Raw genomic sequence first — 25109 nt, forward strand, 5'->3', positions numbered from 1 at the left:
GGTAATAACATGCAACAAGGGGATACGATAAGTGCTATTGCGACGGCCCAGGGAGAGGGCGGTATCGGCATCATAAGGATAAGCGGCATAAACGCCATCGGAACTGCCGATAAAGTCTTCCGGGCTGCCAGTGGCAGGAAACTGGCTGATTATGAGACCCAGCGGGCTGTATTTGGCCATATTGTCGATGTTCAGGGAGATGTGGTGGATGAAGCCATGGTGCTGTTGATGCGCGCACCGCATTCCTATACCAAAGAGGATGTCGTGGAGCTCCAGTGTCATGGCGGCCTGATGCCGCTTCGCAAGACACTGGCCCTTACCTGGCAGGCTGGTGCCAGACCGGCCGAGCGCGGTGAATTTACCAAGCGGGCCTTTTTGAATGGACGCCTTGACTTGTCACAGGCGCAGGCTGTTATGGATGTCATCAGTGCTAAGACCGAGCGCTCGCTTAAAATGGCAACAGGGCATCTTTCGGGGCATTTTTCCGAGGGAATACGGGCCATGCGCCATACGATTCTCGGCCAGATTGCGCATCTGGAAGCTGCCATTGACTTTCCCGAGGATGAAGTCGATGATGTGGTAATGGTTGAGGTAGAGCAAAATGTGGTTGATGTACGCAACAAAATCCAAAAACTCCTAAAGACCGCCCAGACTGGCCGCATTCTTAAGGATGGTTTGATGACGGCTATCGTCGGCAAGCCAAACGTGGGAAAGTCCTCGCTGCTCAACGCCCTGCTGCGTGAGGAACGGGCGATTGTGACGGACATTCCGGGGACGACGCGTGACTCTATCGAAGAATATGCCAATGTCGGCGGGGTGCCGCTTCGCATCATCGATACTGCCGGCATCCGCGCGACAGATGACCTGGTGGAGCAGATTGGTGTCGATAAGGCCCGTTCCTATGTCAATCAGGCGTCGCTGGTATTGGCGCTCTTCGATGCGTCGCGGGAGCTAACGGCCGAGGATGAGGAGATTTTCTCGCTGATTGAAGGACGGGATGCCATCGTGCTGCTCAACAAATCGGATTTGCAGCCGGTGCTCGATGAAAACATGCTGCGGGAAAAAACGGCGGCGAAGGTGCTGGTCATTTCCACGGTAACGGAACACGGTCTTGATAATCTGGCCGAGGCAATCCGCCAGAAGGTATACGATGGCGGTTTAGACGCTGGTGATGAAGGTGCTTTTGTCAACGATGAGCGGCAGGCCGAGATCCTGCGGCAGGCAGATGGCCACTTGGCGGCGGCCCTGCGGACCATCGAGGTGCAGATGGGCCTTGATTTCATCTCCATTGATTTGCGCTCGGCCTGGGAGAAACTCGGCGAGCTTACGGGAGAGACGGTCGGCGAAGATATCATCAATGAGATTTTCTCGAAATTCTGTATTGGCAAATAAAGAAGAAGGTTGATTGATTTTGGATAAAAATGTGTTCGTAGCAGACAGCTATGATGTTATTGTAGTAGGTGCCGGCCATGCCGGCGTTGAGGCAGCCTTGGCCGCTGCCCGCATTGGCTGCCGCACGCTTTTGGCAACGCTGTCGATGGATAATATTGCCATGATGCCCTGCAACCCGTCGGTAGGCGGGCCGGCCAAAGGCCATCTGGTCCGTGAGCTCGATGCGCTGGGCGGCGAAATGGGCGTCAACGCCGATAAGACCTGCATCCAGTTCCGCATGCTCAATACGGGCAAGGGCCCGGCTGTCCATGCCCTGCGTGCGCAGGCCGATAAAAAGCTTTATCAGTTTACTATGAAAAAGACCTGTGAGGATACGGAGAATCTCGATGTCAAACAGATTCTCATCGACAAGCTGCTGCTGGATGGGGATAAGGTAAAAGGCGTTCAGGTTGAGACGGGAGAAATCTACGAGGCAAAGGCTGTTGTCATGGCTACGGGAACGTATCTGAGGGGCCGTATCATCATCGGTGAGCATACCTATACGGGTGGTCCGAATGGCCAGCGGGCCGCGATGAAATTCTCAGATTCCCTGCTGGAGGCAGGCGTGCGCCTGATGCGTTTCAAAACGGGAACGCCGGCCCGTGTCGATGCCCGGACGCTGGACTACGATAAGATGGAAATCCAGCCGGGGGATGAGGAGTGCCGGAACTTTTCCTTTATGAGCGACGAGACGACCCGCGAGCAGATTCCCTGCTGGCTGACTTATACGAACGAAAAGACCCATAAAATCCTGCGGGATAATATGCATCGGGCACCGATGGCTAACGGTATCATCGAGGGAATCGGGCCGCGCTACTGCCCGTCGATTGAAACGAAGATTTTGCGCTTCCCGGACAAAGAGCGCCATCAGCTGTTCCTGGAGCCGGAAGGACTAAATACCAATGAGGTCTATGTACAGGGCATGTCTACCAGTATGCCCATGGATGTTCAGCTGGAATTTTTGCGGACGATCCCAGGACTGGAGCATGCGAAAGTAATGCGGGCAGGTTACGCCATCGAATATGACTGCATCGACCCGACGCAATTAAAGCCGACGCTGGAGTTTAAGGATATTCACGGTTTCTTCTCGGCCGGTCAGGCAAATGGCACGTCCGGTTATGAGGAGGCGGCCGCTCAGGGCATCATTGCCGGCATCAATGCGGCTATGTTTATCAAGGGCGAAGAGCCGCTGGTATTAAAGCGCAGTGATGCCTATATCGGCGTGCTGATTGATGACCTCGTCACTAAGGGAACCAGTGAGCCCTATCGTATTATGACGAGTCGGGCCGAATACCGGCTGCTGCTGCGGCAGGATAATGCCGATCAGCGCCTGACGCCATTGGGGCGTCGGGTAGGGCTCGTAAAAGATGACCGGTGGGAACGCTTTACGAAAAAACAGACGGCAATCCAGCAGGCGATGGAATATCTCAAGAAGAATTCCATTAATCCGACGCAGGAAATAAAGGAGAAACTCCGTGAGGCCGGTATCGAGCCGATTCGCAACGCAACGAGCTTTTATGAACTGCTGCGCCGTCCGGATGTGGATTACGCCAAGCTGCAGGAAAGTTTCAATCTGCCGGATTTGGAACCGGAGGTACGCCAGCAGGTAGAGATTTCCATTACCTATGAAGGCTATATCAAAAAACAGCTGGAGCAGGTCGAGCATATGGAAAAATTGGAAGAAAAACTCCTGCCAGAGGATATCGACTATCAGCAAGTGCCGAGCCTGCGCGATGAAGGCCGGGAAAAGCTGGCCAAAATCCGTCCGCGTTCTGTTGGGCAGGCCAGCCGTATCAGCGGCGTTTCGCCGGCGGATATATCGGTGCTCCTCGTATGGCTCGAACAGCAGCGCCGCATTCAGGATAAGAAAGAGGGTTGAAGATGTTTCGGGAAGAGATGAAAAAAGCCGCCGAGGCTTACGGAATTTCGCTGACGGAAGGGCAGTTGGAGCAGTTCAATCGTTATTATGAACTGCTCGTAGAGTGGAATAAAGTCATGAACCTTACGGCGATTACGGAACCGCATGAGGTAGCTGTCAAGCACATGATTGACTCCCTTACGGCATATGATAAGGAATACTTTACCGAAGGGGTATCGGTAATCGACGTTGGTACGGGGGCTGGTTTCCCGGGAATCCCCTTGAAGATTTTTGACCCTACGATTAAGCTGACTTTGATGGATTCCCTCAACAAGCGGGTAAAATTCCTGCAGACTGTCGTCGAGGAGTTGGGGTTGCAAGCGGTGGAATGCGTCCATGCCCGGGCGGAGGAAGGTGCTCGCAACAAGAAATACCGGGAGCAGTTTGATCTGGCAGTATCGCGCGCAGTGGCGCGGCTGCCAATTCTCTGCGAATATTGCATGCCGTTTGTCAAACGCGGCGGTAAATTCCTGGCATTAAAGGGCATGCAGTATCAGGAGGAAGAAAAGGAGGCCGCCAAGGCCATCAAGGTAATGGGCGGCAGTAAGGTAAATACGCGCCCGGTTCATTTGCCTGGGCTTGATGATGTGCGGGCTGTGGTGGAAATAACCAAGGGCATGCCAACGCCAAAAGCCTACCCACGCAAAGCAGGCACGCCAGTAAAAAATCCATTATAACGCGAAGCGGAATGTTCCACGTGAAACATTCCGCAATAGCCTTTATGATAATGGCAGAAAAACGCTTCCTGAATAGGGAGCTTTTTTTCTCAAATAGCTATTCCCAAAAATCATACAATGATGTAGCGTTTTCCTCACCTTAAAAGAAAAAATGAATCTCATGTAAAAAATGAGCAATTGGAAGATAATTATTGGGAATAGCAGGATTTTTTGGTTAGAAAGAGAAATAAAAAAGGTGTATGCATATAATATGAAGTGTGATATTGTAAGGATAACAGCTCATAGGGATAACGAACGAGGAGGAGTTTATCGTGAAAAGGATTTTCATTGCTGGTGCGCTGTGTGCTGCCTTTTGGGGAATAGGAAGTTTGAATGTAAATTCATATGATGTTGGAATGAGGGTTGCGTCTGCGCAACAACCATCTTTGTCGATAAACCAGCGAGAGCTGAAAAAAAGTCCAGACCATCAAGTATCAGATGTTTATACTAGAGCGCATCATTTAATTTATGGAGATAAGGCACCATTGGGCCCTGATGGACGTGTTAGAATTGCTTTGGTCATAAATGGCGATGAAGATATGGTGGTGGAAAATCGAGTAAAGAACCAGATATATCAGCAGATAAGAGATAAGTTTCCACGAGAAAGTTTCGCCATTATGAAAGGGACTGATATCAATACATATTTGCTAGAAAAAGCTGAGAACGATAGGGCTTTATCAAAAGGAAGAAATTTTTCACAACCTTCATCGAGGTATACGCTAAATGAAAATGGCGTGTCAGAAAAACATGGAGAAAGTGTTTTTAGCAATAAAACAAATGATGTTGATGATATGCCTGTAGGGAATCGGCCACGTGGGTTGGCAGATATGCGTTTAAATGACTACGTAGAGGCAGGTCGGCGTTTAGATTACGATTACGTTTTTGTTTTGACTATGACTTTGAGCAATAGGGTGAAATACCAAAAAGGTTTACTTCCGATCTTCACTACCCATACAAGTGAACAGAATATATGGATGAGAGCTCGTTTTGTGGATGTAAAAAAAGAACATTATGTATATAGAAATGATTTGCCAGCAAAGGGTGAGGCACATAATGGACATTTTAATGGTCGTATCTACGAGCAATCGGTTAACACAGTTATGAAAGAAATTTTGGATGATATTGCGATAACAGAATAAATGAAGAATTGGGAAGACCGTTGTCTGGAAAGGGAGCGGTCTTTTTTATTCATGGGAAAAAATGAAGGGAATATTTACTTACACGGAGAATTGTACAAGAGATGAAACAACTATTTTGAGGTGATATATTATGAAACGTTTGGTTCGTTTTTGTATAGTGGGGCTTTTTTTGTCCCTTTTGGGAAGTTCTTGGGTATATGCAGCTGAAAGTGAAAAAAATGGAAATGAGTCTACTGTATCAAGTAACAGGAATGCAGATGATTGGTTTACGAGACCAGATGAAACAAAATCTATAACTACTCAGTCAGAAGAGTCAAAGACGAAGCAGAAAGACAAAGAGGCGAAGCGCTTTGTGGAGCTGTTGAAGGATAACGGATTTACCTATTATCTGGATACGAAGAATGCCCGCTGGATTCAGATGCCTCATTCGGGCAATGAATATATTGCCGATGTTTGGATAAAGCTGGTTCAGACGGAGGAAAGTGGTGAGTACAGTTACCCGCCGAAATATTTCCTGACACATTACTACGTCCGTCCGAATACCCAGCAGATTCAGTTCTTGAGTGAGCTCGAGGTAACCGGCCGGCCGGATAATGCCATCAAAGAGCGTCCGTACAGCATGCAGAACTGGGAAAACCTCGTGCCGGGGTCGGTGGAGGATGAACTCTATCACGGCATCGTAAAAAATATGAAGAAGAATCGTCTGGGGGGCAAGTCCAGCAATGGTATGAGTGTGCGCGATATGATAGAGGAATATTTGAGGATTTCGCTCTGATAAGCGGCGGTTTATCCTCAGATAAAGTGGATAACTAAAGGGAAAAGGCGTACTTATCCACAAATTTATTGACATATCCACGGTTTTGTGGATATGTCTGTGGATAACTCGGCTGATGAGAGTGCGATTATGAAGAATGTAATTCGTAAAAATCAAATCGATGAAGTCACCGGTTTGTTAAACATGATGTACTTCATGGAAGATTCCTATTATCTGCTGAAAGATGCGGGCAATGGCGATATCGCTTTTCTCTACTTTGATGTAGAGAACTTCAAAGGATATAACCGGAAATATGGCTTCCAGGAGGGCAATAAATTCCTGCGGCGCATTGCCGGTATCCTGCGGGATGCGTTTCCCCATGGGATTTTGGCCAGGCTGAACGATGACCATTTCGTAGCAGCTGTGGAAAATGAACATATCGAGCAGCGGATTGAATATGTCTGGCAGGCTGTTCATGATTTTGATCAGAATCTTGCCTTAGAGGTCAAGGTGGGAATTTATGTGCCAGCGGCCGGTATCCAGGATACGGCGCTGATCCTCGACCGGGCAAAGTTGGCTTGTGAAAGCGTAAAGGGCACTTACGATAAGGGCTGGGGCGTTTTTGATGAGGCCTTGGAAAAGAAGATCCGGATCAAGAATTACATCGTGAGCAATTTTTACCGGGCACTGGAACACCACGATATTGAGGTGTGGTATCAGCCGGAAATCCGCACGATGACGCGGCAGGTCATGGGGTTTGAGGCATTGGCCCGTTGGAATTCCCCGGAGTACGGCATGATATCGCCTGGGGTGTTTATCGAGGTACTGGAGGATGCCCATCTCATCCATAAGTTGGATCTGTATGTAATCCGGGAGGCCTGTGAGGATTTCCGCCGGGTCCGGGAGCATGGCGAGGGTTGGCAGGAAGCCAGGATTTCGCTGAATCTTTCCCGGATGGATTTCCAGCTGACGGATATTTTTGCTGATGTGGAGAGAATCCGCCAGGAATATCAGGTTTCCTGCGACAGGCTGCATATAGAAATCACCGAAGGGGCTTTCAGCGTTGATGATGACCATATCATCAAGCAGATTATGCGTTTCCGGGAAGCCGGTTATGAAGTCTGGATGGATGATTTTGGCAGTGGCTATTCTTCCTTGAATACGCTGAAGGATTATGACGTCGATCTCATAAAATTTGATATGCGTTTTTTGCGGGATTTTGGCAAGAATCATAAAACAGAGGTTATCCTGAAGTCGTTGGTCAGTATGGCTAAGGAGTTGGGAATCCACACTTTGGCTGAGGGGGTAGAAACAGAGGAACAGTACCAGTTCTTGAAGGATATTGGCTGTGAACTGTGTCAGGGCTATTTGTTTGGTAAGCCACAGCCTTTGCGGCTTGCGGCGGCTTCTTATGCTGGCTCTGAAGCAACTTTATCCTTTGAACCGCTTATCAGCTCGGACTATTTCCGCAAAATCGGCAATATCAACCTGCTGAGTATATCGCCACTTCTTTCCTTTGAGGAGCGGCGGAACTACATCAGTGCGATGCCAATGGCGATTTGCGAACAGGGAGAATCCTTGTCCAGCTTCCGCTATATCTATACCAATCAGGCTTACCTGGATTTTGTGAAAAATCAGGGGTTTGAGAGTCTCGAAGCGGAAATCCAATACTACCAGCAGGGAAAAGAACATTTCCAGCGGATGTTTGCCCGGCTGCTGAATCGCTGCCGCAGCCTGCGTAAAGAGTTATCGGTAGATTTTACGATGAACGGCAAAATGTGCAATATAAGCTGCCGTTATATCGCCAGTAATCCAGATAAAAAGGTGGATGCTTTTGTATTTGTCATCGTGATGCTTTCGGCAGAAAATCCCCAGACTGTTGATTTTCATACTGCACTCCGCCATATCATGGGGATTTTTTCGCGGGTGGATTTTTTTTCCATCGATGGACATGCCGAAAATATCTATATTGATGAGAACCAGAATCGCATTACTTGTGAAAATCCCACGGTGGAGGGAAGTTTGAAACTTTATGCGGAACGGTATATCGTGGCCGAGGAACGGGAGCTTTTCATGCGCTTCTACGATTTGCCGTCTCTTATCGAGCGGCAGAAAGAAATAAATCGGGACCACTTTACGGCTTTTTTCCATACCTATAATGATGACGGAACGGTTTCTTTGAAGATATATATCATTATACCTTTCCTATTAGGTGGGGGGGAGTGCTGGCTTTCCTGTGTAAAGGAGATGGATGGCCGCAGCCAGTTGACGCAGATATCTCCTGGTGAGGTAAAGGATTGAATGAGAAAGAGGAGCAATATCCAGCTGGATATTGCTCCTCTTTCTTGTATGTGTATGTAAATGTAAGAATGGGGTAACAAATGGTAAAAATCAGTGATGGAACAGGCGGATGTGGGTCATTGCCATCGCCATGTTGTATTTGTCACAGGTCTCGATGACATTGTCGTCGCGGATGGAACCACCTGCCTGGGCGACATAGGCTACGCCGCTCTTGTGCGCGCGTTCAATGTTGTCGCCAAAGGGGAAGAAGGCATCGGAGCCAAGGGCTACGCCGGTCTGTGTAGAGAGCCAGGCCTGTTTTTCTTCCTTCGTAAATACGGGCGGTTTTTCCGTGAAGACCCGTTTCCAGTTGTCACCGCCCAAAAGGTCCATATATTCGTCGCCAACATAGACGTCGATGGCATTGTCGCGATCCGGGCGGCGGACATCCTCGCGGAACGGCAGCGAGAGCACCTGCGGTGCTTGGCGCAGATACCAGATATCCGCTTTATTTCCAGCAAGACGCGTGCAGTGAACGCGGGACTGCTGGCCGGCACCGATGCCGATGGCCTGTCCATCCTTGGCATAGCAGACCGAATTGGACTGCGTATACTTGAGCGTAATCAGGGAAATCAGCAAGTCGCGTTTGGCCTCGGCCGGGATGTCTTTGTTTTTCGTGGGGATTTCCGTGAGGCAGTCCTCCGTCAGATCGATCTCATTGCGCTGCTGTTCGAAGGTAATGCCGAAGACCTGTTTTTTCTCGAGTTTTTCTGGCTGATAGTCCGGGTCCATCTGGAGAACCAGATAAGTGCCCTTGCGTTTCGTCTTGAGAATCTCCAGCGCGGCTTCTGAGTAGGATGGGGCAATGATGCCATCGGATACCTCGCGCTTGAGGAAGGAAGCGGTCTGTGCATCGCATTCATCGGACAGAGCGACGAAATCGCCATAGGAGGACATGCGGTCAGCACCGCGGGCACGGATGTAGGCCGTCGCGATTGGCGAAAGCTCAATTCCCTCGACAAAATAGGTTTTCTGCAGTGTTTCGGAAAGCGGAACGGCGACAGCGGCACCAGCCGGGCTGACGTGCTTGAAGGAGGCGGCTGCCGGCAGGCCTGTAGCTTCTTTGAGTTCGCGGACCAGCTGCCAGCTGTTCATCGCATCAAGCAGGTTGATATAGCCCGGTTTACCGTTGAGTACAGTAAAGGGAAGGTCTCCATTTTCCATGAAGACACGGGCTGGTTTCTGGTTCGGGTTGCAGCCATACTTGAGTTCCATTTCATTCATTGCAGGATTCTCCTTTTTTTAAAACATATACGAAAAAAGCCGACACAAATCCAGGCATCGCCCAGACGGTCGGCTTTTCTTCCCTGTGCTCCCTGTGGTAATCCACTTCCGTCAGTTGCACAGCATCTACTGTCAATCTATCATAGACAGGTCTTGTTTGTCAAGAGGGGACAGTGGGAACGAATCATAGAATCGGATAATCAAAAATTTGCGGTTTAATGAACAATCCTAGGCAAAAACTCTGTTAGATTTGCAAGATTTATGGTATGATATGGGATAGTAAGGTTTAATAATAGACGTACTATGTTACACATTTCTCATATTCAGGGGGGACTTCAGTTATGTTAAAAAGCATTGCAGTCATGACCAGCGGTGGCGACAGCCCGGGAATGAACGCAGCAGCTCGTGCAGTTGTTCGTACGGCTCTCTATGAAGGCGTAAAAGTCTGGGGTATCCGTGATGGTTATCATGGTCTGCTTGAAGAAGATATGTTTGAGATGCAGTCCAAAGACGTTGGTGATATCATCCAGCGCGGTGGTACGTTCCTGGGAACGGCCCGCTGCAAACGCTGGAAGACGCCGGAAGGCCGTATGCTCGGCTATCAGCACCTGGTTGACCGTGGCATTCAGGGCCTCTGCGTCATCGGTGGTGACGGCTCCCTGCGCGGTGCTTCGCTGCTTTCGCAGGAGACGGGCATTCCTATCGTCGGCCTGCCGGGCACGATTGATAACGATGTCTGGGGTTCTGACTACACGATTGGCTGCGATACGGCTGCTAATACGATTATCGATGCCATCAACAAGCTCCGTGATACGGCTTCGGCACACCGCCGCGTTATCGTCATGGAGGTTATGGGCCGCAGCTCGGGCTGGCTCGCACTGGTATCCGGTATCTCGGGCGGTGCGGAGTACATCCTCGTTCCGGAGTCCCCGTTTGACCTCGATAAGATCTGTGAGGATATGAAAGCTGCTTATCAGGAAGGCAAACGCTATATCCTCGTCGTTGTGGCTGAAGGTGCTGGCAGCGGCCAGGAAATCGGCGACTATATCGCCCAGAAGACGGAACTCGATACGCGCGTATCGGTACTCGGTCATATCCAGCGTGGGGGTTCGCCGTCGGTTATCGACCGCGTTCGTGCCAGCCAGCTCGGCGAGCAGGCTGCGCTTGCGCTTATCTCGGGCCTTTCGGATATCGTATTCGGCTTCAGCAAGGGCCGCGTCGTTTCCATCGACCTGCATGATTCGGTCAATAACAAGAAAAAACTCGATCCGGAGTATTTGCATCTGGCAAAAGTTTTGTTCTAAAAACGTGATAATTAAGGCTGCACGAGGAGTGCAGCCTTTTATTTGTGGTTATTTATCAGAAAATAAAAAATAGTTGAATAAAACTTTGTATGTATAGTATAATGAGAGCACAGGATCTTATGTCCTATGAACAGCGCCGCCGCATCGAGCGCGAGCGTGCTCGCCGGGCTGCTATTGAGCGTGAGCGCCGTCGTCGTGAGATGGAAAGACGTCGCAATCGTCGTCCGCCTCCGCCAAGACATCGTCGTTATGCAGTGGAGATTGGTGCACAGACCACTATTTCTCCAAGTACCATTACGATTGCTGAGTGATTTTTGACAAGTCAAAAAGGGAGATGCCACGTTTTGGCATCTCCCTTTTCGATTGCTATTTTACAAGTCCTTTAGCTAGTTCAACGGCTTTGACCCCGTCGGGGGCATAGGCATCGGCACCGGCGCTGTCAGCGTATTCCTGGGTGACCGCAGCGCCGCCGACCATGACTTTGGCGTTGCAGCCAGCGGCCTTTAGGTCAGCGATGACTTTGTCGATTTGGACCATGGTGGTGGTCATGAGCGCACAGAGGCCGACAATGTCGGCGTTGTTTTCTATGGCAGCTTTGACAATATCCGTGGAATCGACATCTTTGCCGAGATCGATGAGTTTGAAGCCGCTGTTGGCCAGCAGGGCACCCGTGATGTTTTTGCCAAGGTCGTGGACATCACCCTTGACCGTGGCAATGACTACGGTGCCGTTTTCGGCATTGGCACTGGCCGGAATCAGTTCTTTTAGCTTGTTGAAGGCTGCGCGCATCGTCTCAGCCGAGAGCAGCACTTGGGGCAGGAACATGCGGCCCGCACCGAAATCTTCGCCGATTTCCGTCATGGCGGCGGTCAAGGCCTGTTCGGTGATTTCGTTGGCGCTGTGGCCTTCCTGGATGGCCTTTTCGACCAGTGGGGCGACATCGTCCTTTTCCCCTTCGATAACGGCCTGCTTGATGGCCGGCAGGGTAGCAAGGACGGTTTCCTTGGCAACGGCGGCCTTTTTCGGTACGCTGAGGTTGGCTTCATCTTTGCTGAAGGCAAGTCCGTTGGGATCGTGGCCTAAGAGGGCGGCACTGGCTTTTCGTGCCTGCTGCATCGAATCATCATAGGGATTCATGATAGGCGCGTCGAGCCCTGCGGCCAGGCACATCGTGAAGAAGGTGCTGTTGATGAGCGGCCGGTTCGGCAGGCCAAAGGAGATATTGGAAAGCCCCATCGTAGACGGATAACCGAGTTCCTGGCGATAGAGGGCCAGGGTCCGGAGAACCTCATGGCAAGCATTGGCATCGGCCGAAATGGTCATGACGAGTGCATCGAGCAGGAAATCGCCGTCATCGAGTCCGTTATTCTTGGCGGCCTTGATGATGCCTTTGATGGTTTCGAGGCGGGCTTCGGCGGTTTTTGGGACGCCGTCATCAGTAATCGGCAGGCAGAGGATAGCGGCACCGTATTTTTTCGCCAGGGGCAAAAATTCGGCAATGCGGTCTTTCTCGGCACTGACCGAGTTGATGAGGGCACGGCCGGGATAGGCGCGCAGGCCAGCTTCTAGGGCCTGCGTATCGCTGGTGTCAATTGCCAGCGGTGCATCGGTCAGCTGCGATATTTCGGTGATGGCATGTTTCATGGCGGCTGCCTGGTCGATGCCGCCAACGCCCATATTTACATCGAGCAGATGAGCGCCGGCTTTTACCTGATTGAGAGCTTCTTTTTTTACGGAAAGGAAGGAACCCTCGCGGATTTCGGCGGCGAGTTTTTTGCGGCCGGTTGGATTGATGCGCTCACCGATGAGGCGCGTGGGCAATTCCTTGTCGATGCAGACGGCTTTGCTGCGGCTGGCCAGCCAAAGCCGCTTCGGCCGCTTGGGCCGTGCTGGTTCGTGGGCATCCTTTAACGTATTTGCCAGGGCGGCGATATGGGCAGGTGTTGTGCCGCAACAGCCGCCGAGGAAGGTGGCGCCGGCTTCTAAGAGTTTTGTACCCCAGCGGCCGAAATCCTCGGGCCCCATGGGGAATACGGTTTCGCCGTTTTCCAGATAAGGCATGCCGGCATTTGGCTGGACGCTTATCGGCACATCGCAGTTTTCGGCCAGCGTGCGGACAATCGGCACGAGCTGTTCTGGTCCGAGGGAGCAGTTGACACCGATGATATCGGCGCCCATAGCCGACAGGATGATGGCGGCTGACTGCGGGTCCGTACCCGTAACCGTACGGCCGTCTTCGCTGTAAGAAAGCTGGCAGATGACGGGGATTTTTGGAGCGGTGTCTTTGGCCGCCAGCAGGGCCGCGCGCATTTCTTGGATATCGATGCAGGTCTCGATAATCAGATAGTCGGCACCGGCTTCGGCCAACGCTTTGGCCTGTTCGGCAAAGCACTGATAGGCGGCTTCAAATTCCAAATCGCCAAGTGGAACGACAAAACGGCCCGTCGGGCCCATGGAACCGGCGACCTTAGCGCGTCCGGCGGCCGCTTCTTTGGCGATTTTTACGGCGGCGGCATTGAGTTCGGCAACGCGGTCAGCAAGGCCGTAGTGGTCGAGTTTCAAGGAGCTGGCACCGAAGGTATTTGTCTCGATAATGGTGGACCCGGCCTCGATGTAGGCGTGGTGAATATTTTTTACGACTTCCGGGTTTTCGATGTTCATGAGTTCCGGACAGCCGCCTGGTTCTAGTCCGCCGGCTTGCAGCATGGTGCCCATAGCACCGTCAAAAATATGAATCAAAAAGGTCACGCTCCTTATACATTTCGGGAAGGGCAGTCTGTTTTGGGACAGGCTGCACAGCCTTTTTTATGGGAAGTGGCTGTTGTTTGTTTTGATTTATCTTCCTTATATAGTCCGATTACGGCCGTTATGCTCTTTCGCGGGATAAGCATCATCGACGAGGATAGATGGATGCCGATAGCAGCTGCGCCAGTGAGGCGGATGAGCTCGGGTTGTTGTTCAATCGGCCAGTCGCCATAGCCAGGACTGAATCGCCAGCGCATGCCGTAGCCTTTGGCTGCCGCTTTGGGCCGGATGGCTTTTTCCATGGCATCGGCGACTTGTTCCACGGCCGTGGTAGCGGCCGCGTCTAACAGTACTGAGGATGAATATTGCCCAGCTTCAAAGCGCTTGGTTACGGTTTCCTCAATGGTTTCGCCAACGGTTGCCGCTAGGGCGATGACTTTTTCACAGCCAGCAAGATGAGCTCCGATTTTCGCCCCTTGCAGGATGCAGTTTGGCTCGGCGATTATTTCCTGTGTTTCACAATCGTAGTCGTACAACTGCCAGATGCCCTTGGGGGCGGCGAGCAGGCGGGCATCCTGACAGGCAGCCTCGATTTTTCCCTCGTCAAAGTTTTCGGCTTTCATCAGGCCGGCATAACGTCGGGTCTCTTTTGCATCGATGGCTAAAAGCGGTGCATTATAGATAGGCAATCCCTTCACATCCTTTCGCCAGGCAGCAGAAATAATTTTTTTAGAAATGTTTCACGTGAAACATTGGCTTTTCGGTCATTTCATATTATTATATAAAGTAGTGAAATGACGCGAGGCTATTCAATTTAACAATACAATAACAACTGTTTATGTATTTAATATTATCGTAACAATTATACTTATTTTTGCGAGATTTTACAAGAAAAACTGTAACGTTTTTAATACAGAGAAAGTGGTGGATTCGTTGACAAAGATTATTGCGGTGGCAAATCAGAAGGGTGGCGTCGGCAAGACGACCACGTCCGTAAATCTGGCAGCCTGCCTGGCCGAAAAGAAGAAAAAAGTTTTGCTGGTAGATTGCGACCCGCAGGGCAATGCCAGCAGTGGTTTCGGCATTGATAAATCGGCGCTGGAGCAGACCATCTATCATGTTTTGATTGATAATGCGGCAGTCGCAGATGTCATTCAGAAAACGGAATTCAAGGTCGATGTCCTGCCGGCGAATATCGAGCTTGCCGGTGCTGAAGTCGAACTGGTAGCGGCAATTTCGCGCGAGACCCGTCTCAAGAAAGCCTTGGACAGCATCAAGGAAAACTACGATTATATCATTATTGACTGCCCGCCGTCGCTCGGGCTGCTGACGCTGAACTCGCTCGCAGCAGCTGACTCGGTACTGATGCCAATCCAGTGCGAATTTTATGCGTTGGAGGGCGTCTCCCAGCTCATGAATACGATTGAACTGGTGCGCAGCAATCTCAACCCGAATCTCGAGGTTGAGGGCGTTCTCATGACGATGTTCGATTCCCGTACGAAGCTGTCGGAGCAGGTCGTAGATGAAGTTCGCACGAATTTTGGGGATACGGTTTATAAGACGATGATTCCGCGTACGGTCCGCCTGTCGGAAGCTCCCTCCTATGGCGAGCCGATTCTCTACTATGACAGACGTTCCAAGGGAGCAGAGGTTTATATGAAATTGGCGAAAGAGGTGATTGCTCGTGGCAAATAAGGCACATGGCGGTTTGGGCAAAGGTCTTGGGGCGTTGCTCAAGGATACGAAAATAACGCCGGCCAAGGATAAAGTCCAGGAGCTTAATGTAACGGAAATCAAAGCCAATCGTTACCAGCCGCGTCAGGAGTTCGATGAGACGGCACTCGATACGCTGAAGGATTCCGTAAAACGGATTGGCATCATCGAGCCGCTGCTGGTCCGCAAGCTGCCGGGCACGGGGTACGAATTGATTGCTGGCGAGCGCCGTCTGCGGGCTGCCAAGCTGGCTGGCTTAAAGACGGTACCGGCGATGATTCGCGAATATAATGATGCGGAAGTCAGTGAAATCGCTCTGATTGAAAATATCCAGCGCGAAGACTTGAATGCGATTGAAGAAGCCAAGGCCTATCAGCGTCTTATGAAAGACTTTGGCATGACGCAGGATGATATGGCCAAGAAAATCGGCCGCAGCCGTTCGCATATCGCCAACTTCCTGCGTTTGTTGAAGCTCGAGCCGCAGGTACAGGATTACGTTGCCAATGGCGCCCTGTCCATGGGACAGGCAAAACCGCTGCTGGCCATTGAGAATCAGAACTTGCAGCGGGAAGCTGCCGAATACATCCAGGCAGAAGATCTGTCGGCTCGCCAATGCGAGGCGCTGGTCAAAAAATTGCAGGATAATCCGGACTACTTTAAGGAGAAACCGGAGGCGGCGAAGAAAGATAAGAAGGAGCAGGACGTATTCCTGACCGATGCCGTCGATAAGCTTACGCATCTATTTGGCACGCAGGTAAAAATCCATCCGGGCAAGAAAAAGAGCAAGATCGAAATCGAATTTTATTCCCCAGAGGATTTGGATCGCATCATGGGATTGATTCTTGAGCGGGAAGAACAAGTCAAAAAGCAGAAGATCGATGCCTTGCGGCAAGTGTCGCTGACGCAGAAATTTACGGTCTAAGCCAGGCGGTTTTGCCTATGGCAAAACTAGAACAATGGCGTTAGAACGCTTGACGCGTTGAAACGCTAATAAGTATATTTTGCTTATAGCAAAATTTGAACTACGGCGTTATAATATTAAAGGTTTGCGATTAAGGGTTAGCGGTTTTGTTTCACGTGCAACATTTGGTTGCATGAGAAGGGAAGCAGAGAAAGGGAGCATTCAATAAACAATGGATATTCAGCAGTTCATAAAGATAATGACGAACAATATGCCATTTATCGTTGCCGGCATGGCCGTGATTATGGTAATCATGTTGGGAATTATGATTAATCAGGCGATGAATCTCAGTTATATGAGAAAGCGTTATCGCAAGATGATGACTGGCGTTGATGGTGCCAACATGGAGCGCCTGCTTATGGGCCATATCGATGAGGTTCGTCACGTCGTAGAGGAGAATCAGCGGCTCGATAGTGAGAACAAGCGGATGGATGCACTGCTCCAGACTGCGGTCACGCGGGTGGGCGTTGTCCGTTTCCGGGCCTTTGAAGACATGGGCAGCGATCTGAGCTATGCGGTGGCCTTGCTGGACTCCTATAATAATGGTGTGATTCTGTCCAGCATCTTTGGCCGCGAGGATTCCCGCAGTTATGTAAAGCCAATCGAGGCTGGTGCATCGACCTACACGCTGACGCAGGAAGAGGAACAGGCACTGCATGACGCTATGGCCAAGGCGCAGTAATCCGGTATATTCTATAGTAGAAAAAACTTTAAAAAACAAAAACCTTATGCTATAATGGCATAAGGTTTTTTATTTATTGGTGAAGCAATCCAGGGAGTTTTATGTCCGTGGATTATTTTATTGAAAGTGTTTGGAGGCTTTACTTTGGCAGACGAGAAGAAACCAGAGATAAAGGAATCACCGGAGTATACAATCAAATTTATCCCGCCCAATGGCGGCGATGTAAAGAAAATCCATTTATCCGCGCGCAACTTAAAGATTGGCGTTGCCTCGGCAGCTGTTGGTGCGCTGCTCTTTGTGGGAGCATTCAGCTATTCGGTTTACAGTACCTTTGCGGCGCAGAGCGGACAAAGTGAGATCCGGGAACTCCGGGAAGTGAATACGATTCAGCAGGAACAGCTGTTGCAGCTTTCCAAGAAGGCCAACGACCTGCAGGATGAAATGGAGCAGCTGAAACAAATCGAAAATGAACTGCGCCAGATGACGGGGATGGCTCCGGCGAAAGATGGCAATGCACCGGCTGAGCAGAACCCTGATGCCAGTGGCAATGGCGACGGCAAGCACGATGGGCAGGGCGGACCGGTAGTCCAGCCGGATTTGAACAATATCGGTCAGGTACTCACCATGGTGGAGCAGGGGCTTACCCAGCGCCGTGAGTCGCTGATGGACTTGCAGCAGCATATCAAAGACCGTCAGGAGAAGCTTGGTTACAATCCGCTTATGGGCAGCAGCACGATGCCGTCCATCTGGCCGGCCCATGGTGTTGTTACTTCGCCGTTCGGACTTCGCTGGAATGGCTCGGATTTCCATCCGGGCATCGATATTGCCAATGATGCAGGAACGCCAATCCTGGCGGCTGCTGATGGTGTTGTCACGACGGCTGGCTGGAATGATGGCGGTTATGGCAATATGGTTGACATTGATCATGGCAATGGCATCATGACCCGTTATGGTCATGCAATGCAGGTTGTCGTCACGCCGGGACAGTATGTCCGCCGCGGCCAGGTCATCGCCTACATGGGCAGCACGGGATTCTCTACGGGGCCGCATGTTCACTATGAGGTGCGCATTGGCGGTGAGGCGGTAAATCCGGCCTCGTACCTCCATTGATAGGCATAAAGCCGTAAGTATTATGTATACTTTCATGGACGCATGACGGCTGTTTCACGGAGTTGTATGCGTGTATACAGTAAAAAAATACATAACATAACAAAAGTGAATAATAAACATAAGCTCTATGCAAACAACGGCATAGGGCTTTTTTATTGGCGGAATAAGTATAACAAATGATAAAACTGTAAACTGTATACATACATATTTATGCAGAAATGTATAAATATAATAGCAGCTTTTTAGAAAGTGGGCGTAAAATCAAGGAAATAACGGATTTTGTCAGAATATTATGCTTGAATATACATATTGACATCGGTTTACAGTCTTCCTATAATAGGAGATACATTACAGTCGAAATGTATTGTATAGAGACAATGTATTATATACAAAGGACAATCTCAAAGGAGAGACGGATATGTGTAGAATTGGTTCAATCAAGAGCAAAGTACCCATTCAGCCATCCAAGGCGCTGCGTTTGATGCTTCCGCAGCAGGAAGGGCATGATAACTCCGGATTCGCCATGGTCATGCAGGACCTGTACGGCATCTTTTCCAATTATAAGGATAAGCCGCTGTTATCCCTGGCCTGCACGCAGCGCGGTGCGCAGCTGGTAGAGGAATACATGGATGCGCACAACTTCGTACAGCTGGCAGAATGGATTCCTATTCCGGATAAACGTCCGGGGCTTGATATTCAGGCAATGCCATACTACATTTTCCGTAACTACGATTATCCGGAGGATGCCGAGAAGATGACCAAGGAGCAGAAGGAAGACCTGCTGCTCGATACCCGTCTGGCACTCAGAAAACTGCTCGAAGAGGCAGGCGAGGGCTTCGTCTATTCGTTTTGGCCGGATGTATTGACCTTGAAGGAAATCGGCGATCCGCGCGATATTGCTACGTATTTCCACCTTTGGGATGACAATGGCTGCCTGGCTGCGAAGTCGATCGTAGCGCAGTGCCGTCAGAATACCAATTACGACATCGTGCGCTATGCAGCGCATCCGTTCTTCCTGCAGGGCTACACGCTCTGTGCGAATGGTGAGAATACCTTCTATACGAAGAACAAGGAATTCCAGAAATCGCTGCATCGTGGCTATATCGGTTTTGAGTCCGATTCCCAGTGTTTCCTCAATACGCTTCATTATGTACATCACGAGCTCAAATGGCCGCTTACCTATTATAAGCATGTCATTACGCCGCTGCCGTTCGAGGAAATCGAACAGCGGGAGGATAAAGAGGTCCTCACGGCAATTCGTCAGTCGCTGGCGAATCTGGAGATCAACGGCCCGAATACCGTTATCGGTGTGCTGCCGGATAATCGCATGATTACCTGCTGCGACTCCAAGAAACTTCGTCCGGTTGTCATCGGCCGCACGGATGATATGCTGGCAATCTCTTCGGAGGTTTGCGGCATCAATGAAATCATGCCGGACCGTGACCAGACGAAGGACATTTACCCGAATGAACGGGAAATCATAGTAATCAACGATGAGCTGGAGGTACAGAGATGGAAGCAGTAAAAACTCAGGACGTGGCAGTAAATGACCTGCCATGGAAAATCGAATATCATGCTGACCGCTGTACGATGTGCGGCAGCTGCGTGGCCGGCTGTTCGTTCAAGGCCATCAAAGTGGTTACGCAGAGCCAGTCTTTGACGATTTCGGAGGGGAGTCAGCCCGAACCGAAGCATACGCATGTCGCGCGCCCCATCATCAAACAGGTGGCAAGCCTGACGGATTTCTGCCGGGGCTGTGGCATGTGCGAGAAAATCTGCCCGAACAACGCCATTCGTCCGGTTCGTAATCCGGACAGCCGCCGCACGCTGCTGGCAAAAGACAATGGCCCCATCAAACGCGGTGGACGCACGAATCTTAACGCGCAGCGTACGCTGGACAGTATTGTCGTTGGCCGTATCTCTCAGATGACGGACCCGTCGCTCGATGCGGCCCGCCACACCTTCGATATCCGTTCGCCCTTTGGCCGCGTGCTTTCCGCCAAAGAGCTCCCGTTTGAGCTCAAGGATGGCAAGCTCGTTCAGGCAAGCCATACGCCGCCGGTCGATTGGATTTACCCGCTGATTTTCTCGGATATGTCCATCGGTGCTCTGTCGACCCGTGCCTGGGAAGCCGTGGCCCTGGCTGTCGGCTACCTCAACGAGAAATGCGGCCTGCCGGTCCGCATGAGCTCCGGTGAGGGCGGCATGCCGGTAAAACTTTTGGAATCGGAGTATCTCAAATACTTCATTATACAGATTGCGTCCGGTCACTTTGGCTGGAACCGTATCATCAAGGCAATGCCGCACATGGTTACGGACCCGGCAGGTATCCTCATCAAGATTGGCCAGGGTGCAAAACCGGGCGACGGCGGCCTGCTGCCGGAGGCAAAGGTAGCGGAGCATGTCCAGGCTATCCGTGGTGTACCGAAGGCAACGCTGGCTTCGCCACCGAACCATCAGGGCCTTTACTCCATCGAGGAGTCGGTCCAGAAGATGCATCTTTCCATGAATGCCGCGTTTGGCTTCCGTGTTCCGGTCGGCATCAAGTGCGCCGCATCGGCAACTTCTGTTTCCGTATACAACAACCTGCTGCGTGACCCGTACAAGATTTGCGGCGGTTTCTTCCTCGACGGTATCCAGGGCGGCACGGGTGCCGCCAATGAGGTATCCCTCGACCATACGGGCCATCCGGTCGTTTCCAAGATTCGCGACTGCTACAATGCAGCCGTCAAACAGGGCCTTCAGGGCCAGATTCCGCTTTATGGCGGCGGTGGTATCGGCATGACCGGCAATGCGGCTGCTGATGCCTTCAAGATGATGTGCCTCGGTGCTAACGGCGTATTCGTCGGCAAGGTCCTGATTCAGCTCCTGGGCTGCGTTGGCAACGAGCAGGGCCGCTGCAACTCCTGTAATACGGGTAAATGCCCGATGGGTATCTGCTCGCAGGATCCGCGCCTCGTCAAACGCCTCGACATCGACCGTGGTGCTCAGAAAATCGTCGACTATGTACTGGCTTTCGATGCAGAGCTCAAGAAGCTCATGGCGCCGATTGGCAACAGCTCGCTGCCGATTGGCCGCAGTGATGCACTGGTATCGACGGATAAGGCCGTGGCAGAAAAACTCGGCATCCAGTATGTATGCTAACGATGGCGTAACAGGAGGCAATAACTTATGTTTAAGATAGAAACAATGCAGGGACATGAACGCATGTCCACTCAGGACCTGCTGCTCGCCATTGGCGATGCGGTAAAGCAGGGCGAGACCGAGTTCGAGATTGCGGCTTCGGGCCAGCATGATATCGGCGGTCCGTTATGGCATCCGGAAGGCAAGACGCTGCACTTCCATGTCACTAATGCCGGCCAGCGTCTCGGCTCGATGTGCCTGCCGGGCACGGAAATCGTAGCCGATGGTTCGGTATCGGCTGATGTAGGCTGGCTGAACTCCGGCGGTACGATTACGGTTAAAGGCGATGCCGGCGATACGGCTGGTCACTGTTCCTCTGGTGGTAAGATTTTCATCGGCGGCCGTGGCGGTACCCGTACGGGTTCGCTGATGAAACATGACCCGCTCTATGAAGAACCGGAACTCTGGATTCTCAAGAATGTTGGATCTTTCTCGTTCGAGTTCATGGGCGGCGGCCGTGCGATTGTCTGCGGTTATGACAGTGAGCAGTTCGCATCGGTTCTCGGCGAGCGTGCCTGTGTCGGCATGGTAGGCGGCGTGGTCTATGTACGCGGTACTATCGATACCTATCCGGCTGACATCAAATATATGGACCTCGATGAGGACGATATCGCTTTCCTCGATGGCGGCATGGATGAGTTCCTGCAGCATATCGAGCGCGAGGATTTGCGCCAGGAACTTTCGGACTGGAGCCAGTGGAAGAAACTGCGCCCGCTGACGGCTGCCGAGAAGAAGGGCAAGAAAAACCATGACCTCAAGGCATTCCGTTTGAATGACTGGGTAAAAGGCGGCATCTTCAGCGATGTAGCCCATGATGATTTCGCTGTTCACAATACGCTTTCGACGGGCCTTTACCGTCTGCGTGTACCGAGCTGGGATAATGCGAAATTTGCGGCACCGTGCGAATTCAATTGCCCGACGGGCATCCCGACGCAGCGCCGCTATGACCTGATTCGTCAGGGCAAGCTCGATGAAGCGTTCCAGCTGGAACTTCAGTATACACCGTTCCCAGGCTCGGTTTGCGGTTCGGTCTGCCCGAACCCCTGCATGGACCACTGTACGCGCGGTACGATTGATGAGCCGATTCAGATTGGCGACCTTGGCTATCGTTCGGCCTTCCTGAAGGTTGAGCCGCCCAAAACTAAGACGGGCAAAAAGATTGCCGTCATCGGTGGCGGTGTTGCCGGCCTTTCGACGGCATGGCAGCTGGCGCGCAAAGGCCATAGCGTCACGGTTTACGACGATGCCGAGCGCATGGGTGGTAAACTCGAACAGGTTATCCCGCGTGGCCGTCTGGCACATGAGCTCTTGGAAGCAGAGCTCAAACGCATTCAGAGCGTTGGCGTAGAATTTGTCACGAGCTATAAAGTCGATAAAGAGAAATTTGCTGCCCTGCGCAAAGAAAACGACGCAGTAGTCGTGGCAACGGGCGGTACGAAATCCCGCTTCTTCCCCTGGGAGGGGGCTGAGCACCTCACGATGGGACTGGAATACCTCAAGGCGATCAACCGTGGCGAGAAACCGGCTACGGGCAAGCGCGTCGTCGTTATCGGTGCCGGCAACTCCGGTATGGATACCTGCCGTGGTGCTTATGAAATGGGTGCGGAGACGGTCGTAGCTGTCGATGTGCAGAAACCGGCAGCTTTTGCTGATGAAATCGAGTACATCGAAAATCTCGGCGGCAAGCTCGTCTGGCCGTTCTTTACGAATAAAATCACGCCGGAGGGCGTTTATGGCAACGATGGCCGCTTCATCCCGGCCGATCAGGTAATCGTCAGCATCGGTGAGGAACCGGAGCTTGACTTCCTGCCGGAAGACGAGGGAATCGAGTTCTTCCGCAAGAGCTGGCTGGTACCCAAGAAAGACCAGAGCATTGCCAAAGGCGTATTCACCGCTGGTGATACGATTAAACCAGGCCGTCTGACCGATGCTATCGGCAGTGGCCGCAAAGCAGCCTGGTATGTCGATCAGTATGTCATGGGCCAAGAGACTGCGGACTTCCCTGAGAAGCAGCAGATCCCTGCCGAGCGCCTGTCGAAAGCATACTTTGATAAGTGCAATCACTGCCTGCTCGGGGATCCGGTCGATGACCATACGCGTTGTGTCAGCTGCGGTACCTGCCGTGACTGCAAGATGTGTCTGGAATCCTGCCCAGAAAAAGCCATTACCCGTATCCAGAAGGAAGATGGCAGCTGGGAATATGTATCCGACCCGAACCGCTGCATTGGCTGTGGAATCTGCGCGGGGGTCTGCCCCTGTGGCGTCTGGAGTATCAACGACAACCCAGAAAAAATCGACATGTATTCGACGGGAGCAAAAGCATAAAAGAATAATTGTTTCACGTGCAACAAAACGGGACCATGAGAAAAACACATGGTCCCGTTTCTTTTATCGGTGTATCGATTAATGATGCGTAGCGATGTAGAGAATATCGTTCGCCAGGCGGTCGCCGGAAACTCTCTGCCAGTTTGAACCGGACGAGATGTAGGCATGTTTGCCCGTATAACCCGTCCACATATATTTCCAAGTTCCATCCTGCTGGGTGAAGCGATAGTCACGCTCCTCAAATTCTGCGTAATCGTCAGCAAGCACAGCATGGATGCGCAGTACCGTATTGGGGATGCGGCCGCTGGCCATCAGGGAACCGCGGTCAACCGACCAGGTAGCCTGGTATTTGCCATAGCCCAAGTCAATCCAAGGGTCAGCACTAGCAACACTGGGATGCATCAAGTGAAGTCCAGTAAGGGTGATAGCTGCACCAAAGCAGCAGGCAACGAGATTAGATTTCAGTTTTTTTAAAGTCATAAAGACCTCCTTCATTTTTTTTTAGATTATAACATGATTTTAATGTCTTTGGTAAAATATATTATCACACAATAAAACATTGCCATTAACGATATATTTTGTCCATGCGGTCAAGATGTGACAGATATCAATTGTTCCTTCGTAAATAATCATTTATACTTACAAGTAAACGGACGATGGAGGCTGTATTTATGGTAAAAATTGTATTTTCGGATATCGATGGAACCTTTTTGACCCCCGAGAGCAAGGTGAGTCCGGCCACGGCAATGGCGGCGCAGAAACTTCTGGCGGAGGGGATTCCGCTCGTGCTGGTTTCGGCCCGGATGCCGGAGGCTATCTATCCCTTGACCGATGCAATTGGCATCAAGATTCCCATCATCAGCTATAGCGGGGCGTTGGCACTCACGGAGACGGGGGAAGAGCTGGGGAGCATAACGATGGCGGGAGCCGATACGGCCCGGCTGTTGGCGGTACTGGAAAGCGAATATCCAGATGCAGTGGTCAACTATTATGCAGGGCACCATTGGTATGTCAAAGCGGTGGAAAACGAGCGCGTCCAGACGGAAGTCCGCATTACCTCGGCACAACCACAAAAAGCCAGTTTCGAGGAACGCCTGGCCGTTGGGGAAGTCCCGCATAAAATTCTGCTGATGGCGGAGCCAGAACTTTGCGAGCGGGCGGAACGGGAGCTTTCTGCCCGGTTCCCGATGTTTCATGTGGTGCGGTCGGCAGCGTTCCTGCTCGAGATTATGGATGCAGCAGTATCCAAGGCCAGCGGCATCGAAGTGATGCTGAAACATTTTGGATTCACTGCCGAGCAGGCATTGTCCTTGGGGGATAATTATAACGATATTGAGATGTTAGAGCTCACAGGCCGCAGTGTCGCCATGGGAAATTCGCCGGAGAAAATCAAGGCGATTGCAACGGATATTACTTTAGCGAATGATGCGGATGGGTGGGCCAGATTCCTGGAACAGGAAATTTTTGCCAAGGAAATCGCGCGCTGATTTTTAAAATATTTTGCTCTGAATTGATTAAGCTTTTCGAATATTCACCGATATATACTATAGAGAGTGTTTTTGAT

The 25109-nt window shown here is 51.2% G+C and carries 20 protein-coding genes and 1 riboswitch; of the genes, 16 read left to right on the top strand and 4 right to left on the bottom strand.

The window, feature by feature from the left end; genetic code table 11:
- The first annotated feature begins 9 nt into the window (after positions 1-9).
- The 6 genes from mnmE (at position 10) to FZ040_RS08670 (ending at position 8259) form a co-directional block, all read left to right on the top strand.
- Entirely contained in the window at positions 10-1392 is a 1383-nt protein-coding gene (gene mnmE / locus FZ040_RS08645) for a tRNA uridine-5-carboxymethylaminomethyl(34) synthesis GTPase MnmE (RefSeq protein WP_149171618.1), read from the top strand.
- A gap of 31 nt (positions 1393-1423) precedes the next feature.
- Positions 1424-3310, top strand: coding sequence for a tRNA uridine-5-carboxymethylaminomethyl(34) synthesis enzyme MnmG (mnmG, locus tag FZ040_RS08650; RefSeq protein WP_149171668.1), 1887 nt, complete (start codon positions 1424-1426; stop codon positions 3308-3310).
- Positions 3311-3312: 2 nt separating this feature from the next.
- On the top strand, positions 3313-4026 hold the full coding sequence (rsmG, locus tag FZ040_RS08655; RefSeq protein ID WP_149171619.1) for a 16S rRNA (guanine(527)-N(7))-methyltransferase RsmG: 714 nt from the start codon (positions 3313-3315) through the stop codon (positions 4024-4026).
- 311 nt (positions 4027-4337) lie between these two features.
- Positions 4338-5204 carry a hypothetical protein gene (locus tag FZ040_RS08660; RefSeq protein ID WP_149171620.1) on the top strand — a complete coding sequence of 289 codons (867 nt, stop codon included), beginning with the start codon at positions 4338-4340 and terminating at the stop codon, positions 5202-5204.
- A 352-nt stretch (positions 5205-5556) separates the two neighbouring features.
- Positions 5557-5979, top strand: coding sequence for a polysaccharide deacetylase family protein (locus tag FZ040_RS08665; RefSeq protein ID WP_149171621.1), 423 nt, complete (start codon positions 5557-5559; stop codon positions 5977-5979).
- 129 nt (positions 5980-6108) lie between these two features.
- Positions 6109-8259, top strand: a complete 2151-nt coding sequence (locus FZ040_RS08670) for a putative bifunctional diguanylate cyclase/phosphodiesterase (RefSeq protein WP_187620289.1) — start codon at positions 6109-6111, stop codon at positions 8257-8259.
- A gap of 90 nt (positions 8260-8349) precedes the next feature.
- Here FZ040_RS08670 and FZ040_RS08675 read toward each other — a convergent pair whose 3' ends face one another.
- The gene (locus FZ040_RS08675) at positions 8350-9522 is read right to left on the bottom strand and encodes a phosphoribosylaminoimidazolecarboxamide formyltransferase (protein WP_149171623.1); all 1173 of its coding nucleotides are present in this window, start codon (positions 9520-9522) and stop codon (positions 8350-8352) included.
- Positions 9523-9574: 52 nt separating this feature from the next.
- A riboswitch (ZMP/ZTP riboswitch) is annotated at positions 9575-9651 on the bottom strand.
- Between the two features lie 212 nt (positions 9652-9863).
- Between FZ040_RS08675 and pfkA the strand changes: the two genes are divergently transcribed.
- Both pfkA and FZ040_RS08685 read left to right on the top strand, forming a co-directional pair.
- Positions 9864-10826, top strand: coding sequence for a 6-phosphofructokinase (pfkA, locus tag FZ040_RS08680; protein ID WP_149171624.1), 963 nt, complete (start codon positions 9864-9866; stop codon positions 10824-10826).
- A gap of 89 nt (positions 10827-10915) precedes the next feature.
- Positions 10916-11137 carry a hypothetical protein gene (locus FZ040_RS08685; protein ID WP_149171625.1) on the top strand — a complete coding sequence of 74 codons (222 nt, stop codon included), beginning with the start codon at positions 10916-10918 and terminating at the stop codon, positions 11135-11137.
- 55 nt (positions 11138-11192) lie between these two features.
- On the opposite strand, the gene FZ040_RS08690 is transcribed toward FZ040_RS08685, so the two are convergent.
- On the bottom strand, positions 11193-13565 hold the full coding sequence (locus FZ040_RS08690) for a homocysteine S-methyltransferase family protein (RefSeq protein ID WP_149171626.1): 2373 nt from the start codon (positions 13563-13565) through the stop codon (positions 11193-11195).
- 14 nt (positions 13566-13579) lie between these two features.
- Positions 13580-14269, bottom strand: coding sequence for a vitamin B12 dependent-methionine synthase activation domain-containing protein (locus tag FZ040_RS08695; RefSeq protein ID WP_255448817.1), 690 nt, complete (start codon positions 14267-14269; stop codon positions 13580-13582).
- Positions 14270-14495: 226 nt separating this feature from the next.
- On the opposite strand from FZ040_RS08695, the gene FZ040_RS08700 reads away from it, so the two are divergent.
- The 7 genes from FZ040_RS08700 (at position 14496) to FZ040_RS08730 (ending at position 23545) form a co-directional block, all read left to right on the top strand.
- Positions 14496-15266, top strand: a complete 771-nt coding sequence (locus tag FZ040_RS08700; protein WP_365690035.1) for a ParA family protein — start codon at positions 14496-14498, stop codon at positions 15264-15266.
- Positions 15256-16206, top strand: a complete 951-nt coding sequence (locus FZ040_RS08705) for a ParB/RepB/Spo0J family partition protein (protein ID WP_149171629.1) — start codon at positions 15256-15258, stop codon at positions 16204-16206. The genes FZ040_RS08700 and FZ040_RS08705 overlap by 11 nt, the downstream gene beginning before the upstream one ends.
- 211 nt (positions 16207-16417) lie before the next feature.
- Positions 16418-16927, top strand: coding sequence for a DUF4446 family protein (locus tag FZ040_RS08710; protein ID WP_149171630.1), 510 nt, complete (start codon positions 16418-16420; stop codon positions 16925-16927).
- Positions 16928-17071: 144 nt separating this feature from the next.
- Entirely contained in the window at positions 17072-18037 is a 966-nt protein-coding gene (locus FZ040_RS08715; protein ID WP_149171631.1) for a M23 family metallopeptidase, read from the top strand.
- A 418-nt stretch (positions 18038-18455) separates the two neighbouring features.
- Positions 18456-19562, top strand: a complete 1107-nt coding sequence (locus FZ040_RS08720; protein ID WP_033170590.1) for a class II glutamine amidotransferase — start codon at positions 18456-18458, stop codon at positions 19560-19562.
- Positions 19550-21181, top strand: coding sequence for a glutamate synthase-related protein (locus FZ040_RS08725; RefSeq protein WP_033170591.1), 1632 nt, complete (start codon positions 19550-19552; stop codon positions 21179-21181). The genes FZ040_RS08720 and FZ040_RS08725 overlap by 13 nt, the downstream gene beginning before the upstream one ends.
- A gap of 27 nt (positions 21182-21208) precedes the next feature.
- Entirely contained in the window at positions 21209-23545 is a 2337-nt protein-coding gene (locus tag FZ040_RS08730) for an FAD-dependent oxidoreductase (RefSeq protein WP_149171632.1), read from the top strand.
- 78 nt (positions 23546-23623) lie between these two features.
- On the opposite strand, the gene FZ040_RS08735 is transcribed toward FZ040_RS08730, so the two are convergent.
- Positions 23624-24025 (bottom strand): hypothetical protein, encoded by a 402-nt coding sequence (locus tag FZ040_RS08735; RefSeq protein ID WP_149171633.1) that lies wholly within the window; start codon positions 24023-24025, stop codon positions 23624-23626.
- A 191-nt stretch (positions 24026-24216) separates the two neighbouring features.
- On the opposite strand from FZ040_RS08735, the gene FZ040_RS08740 reads away from it, so the two are divergent.
- Positions 24217-25032, top strand: coding sequence for a Cof-type HAD-IIB family hydrolase (locus FZ040_RS08740; protein WP_255448818.1), 816 nt, complete (start codon positions 24217-24219; stop codon positions 25030-25032).
- The last annotated feature ends 77 nt before the right edge of the window (positions 25033-25109 follow it).

The organism is Pseudoselenomonas ruminis, assembly GCF_008271295.1.
Lineage (GTDB): Bacteria > Bacillota > Negativicutes > Selenomonadales > Selenomonadaceae > Selenomonas_A > Selenomonas_A ruminis.

Coding starts and splice junctions, on each gene's coding strand:
- mnmE (WP_149171618.1), top strand. CDS start 10: ATGCAACAAGGGGATACGATAAGTGCTATTGCGACGGCCCAGGGAGAG.
- rsmG (WP_149171619.1), top strand. CDS start 3,313: ATGTTTCGGGAAGAGATGAAAAAAGCCGCCGAGGCTTACGGAATTTCG.
- FZ040_RS08670 (WP_187620289.1), top strand. CDS start 6,109: ATGAAGAATGTAATTCGTAAAAATCAAATCGATGAAGTCACCGGTTTG.
- FZ040_RS08675 (WP_149171623.1), bottom strand. CDS start 9,522: ATGAATGAAATGGAACTCAAGTATGGCTGCAACCCGAACCAGAAACCA.
- pfkA (WP_149171624.1), top strand. CDS start 9,864: ATGTTAAAAAGCATTGCAGTCATGACCAGCGGTGGCGACAGCCCGGGA.
- FZ040_RS08685 (WP_149171625.1), top strand. CDS start 10,916: ATGTATAGTATAATGAGAGCACAGGATCTTATGTCCTATGAACAGCGC.
- FZ040_RS08710 (WP_149171630.1), top strand. CDS start 16,418: ATGGATATTCAGCAGTTCATAAAGATAATGACGAACAATATGCCATTT.
- FZ040_RS08720 (WP_033170590.1), top strand. CDS start 18,456: ATGTGTAGAATTGGTTCAATCAAGAGCAAAGTACCCATTCAGCCATCC.
- FZ040_RS08725 (WP_033170591.1), top strand. CDS start 19,550: ATGGAAGCAGTAAAAACTCAGGACGTGGCAGTAAATGACCTGCCATGG.
- FZ040_RS08730 (WP_149171632.1), top strand. CDS start 21,209: ATGTTTAAGATAGAAACAATGCAGGGACATGAACGCATGTCCACTCAG.
- FZ040_RS08735 (WP_149171633.1), bottom strand. CDS start 24,025: ATGACTTTAAAAAAACTGAAATCTAATCTCGTTGCCTGCTGCTTTGGT.
- FZ040_RS08740 (WP_255448818.1), top strand. CDS start 24,217: ATGGTAAAAATTGTATTTTCGGATATCGATGGAACCTTTTTGACCCCC.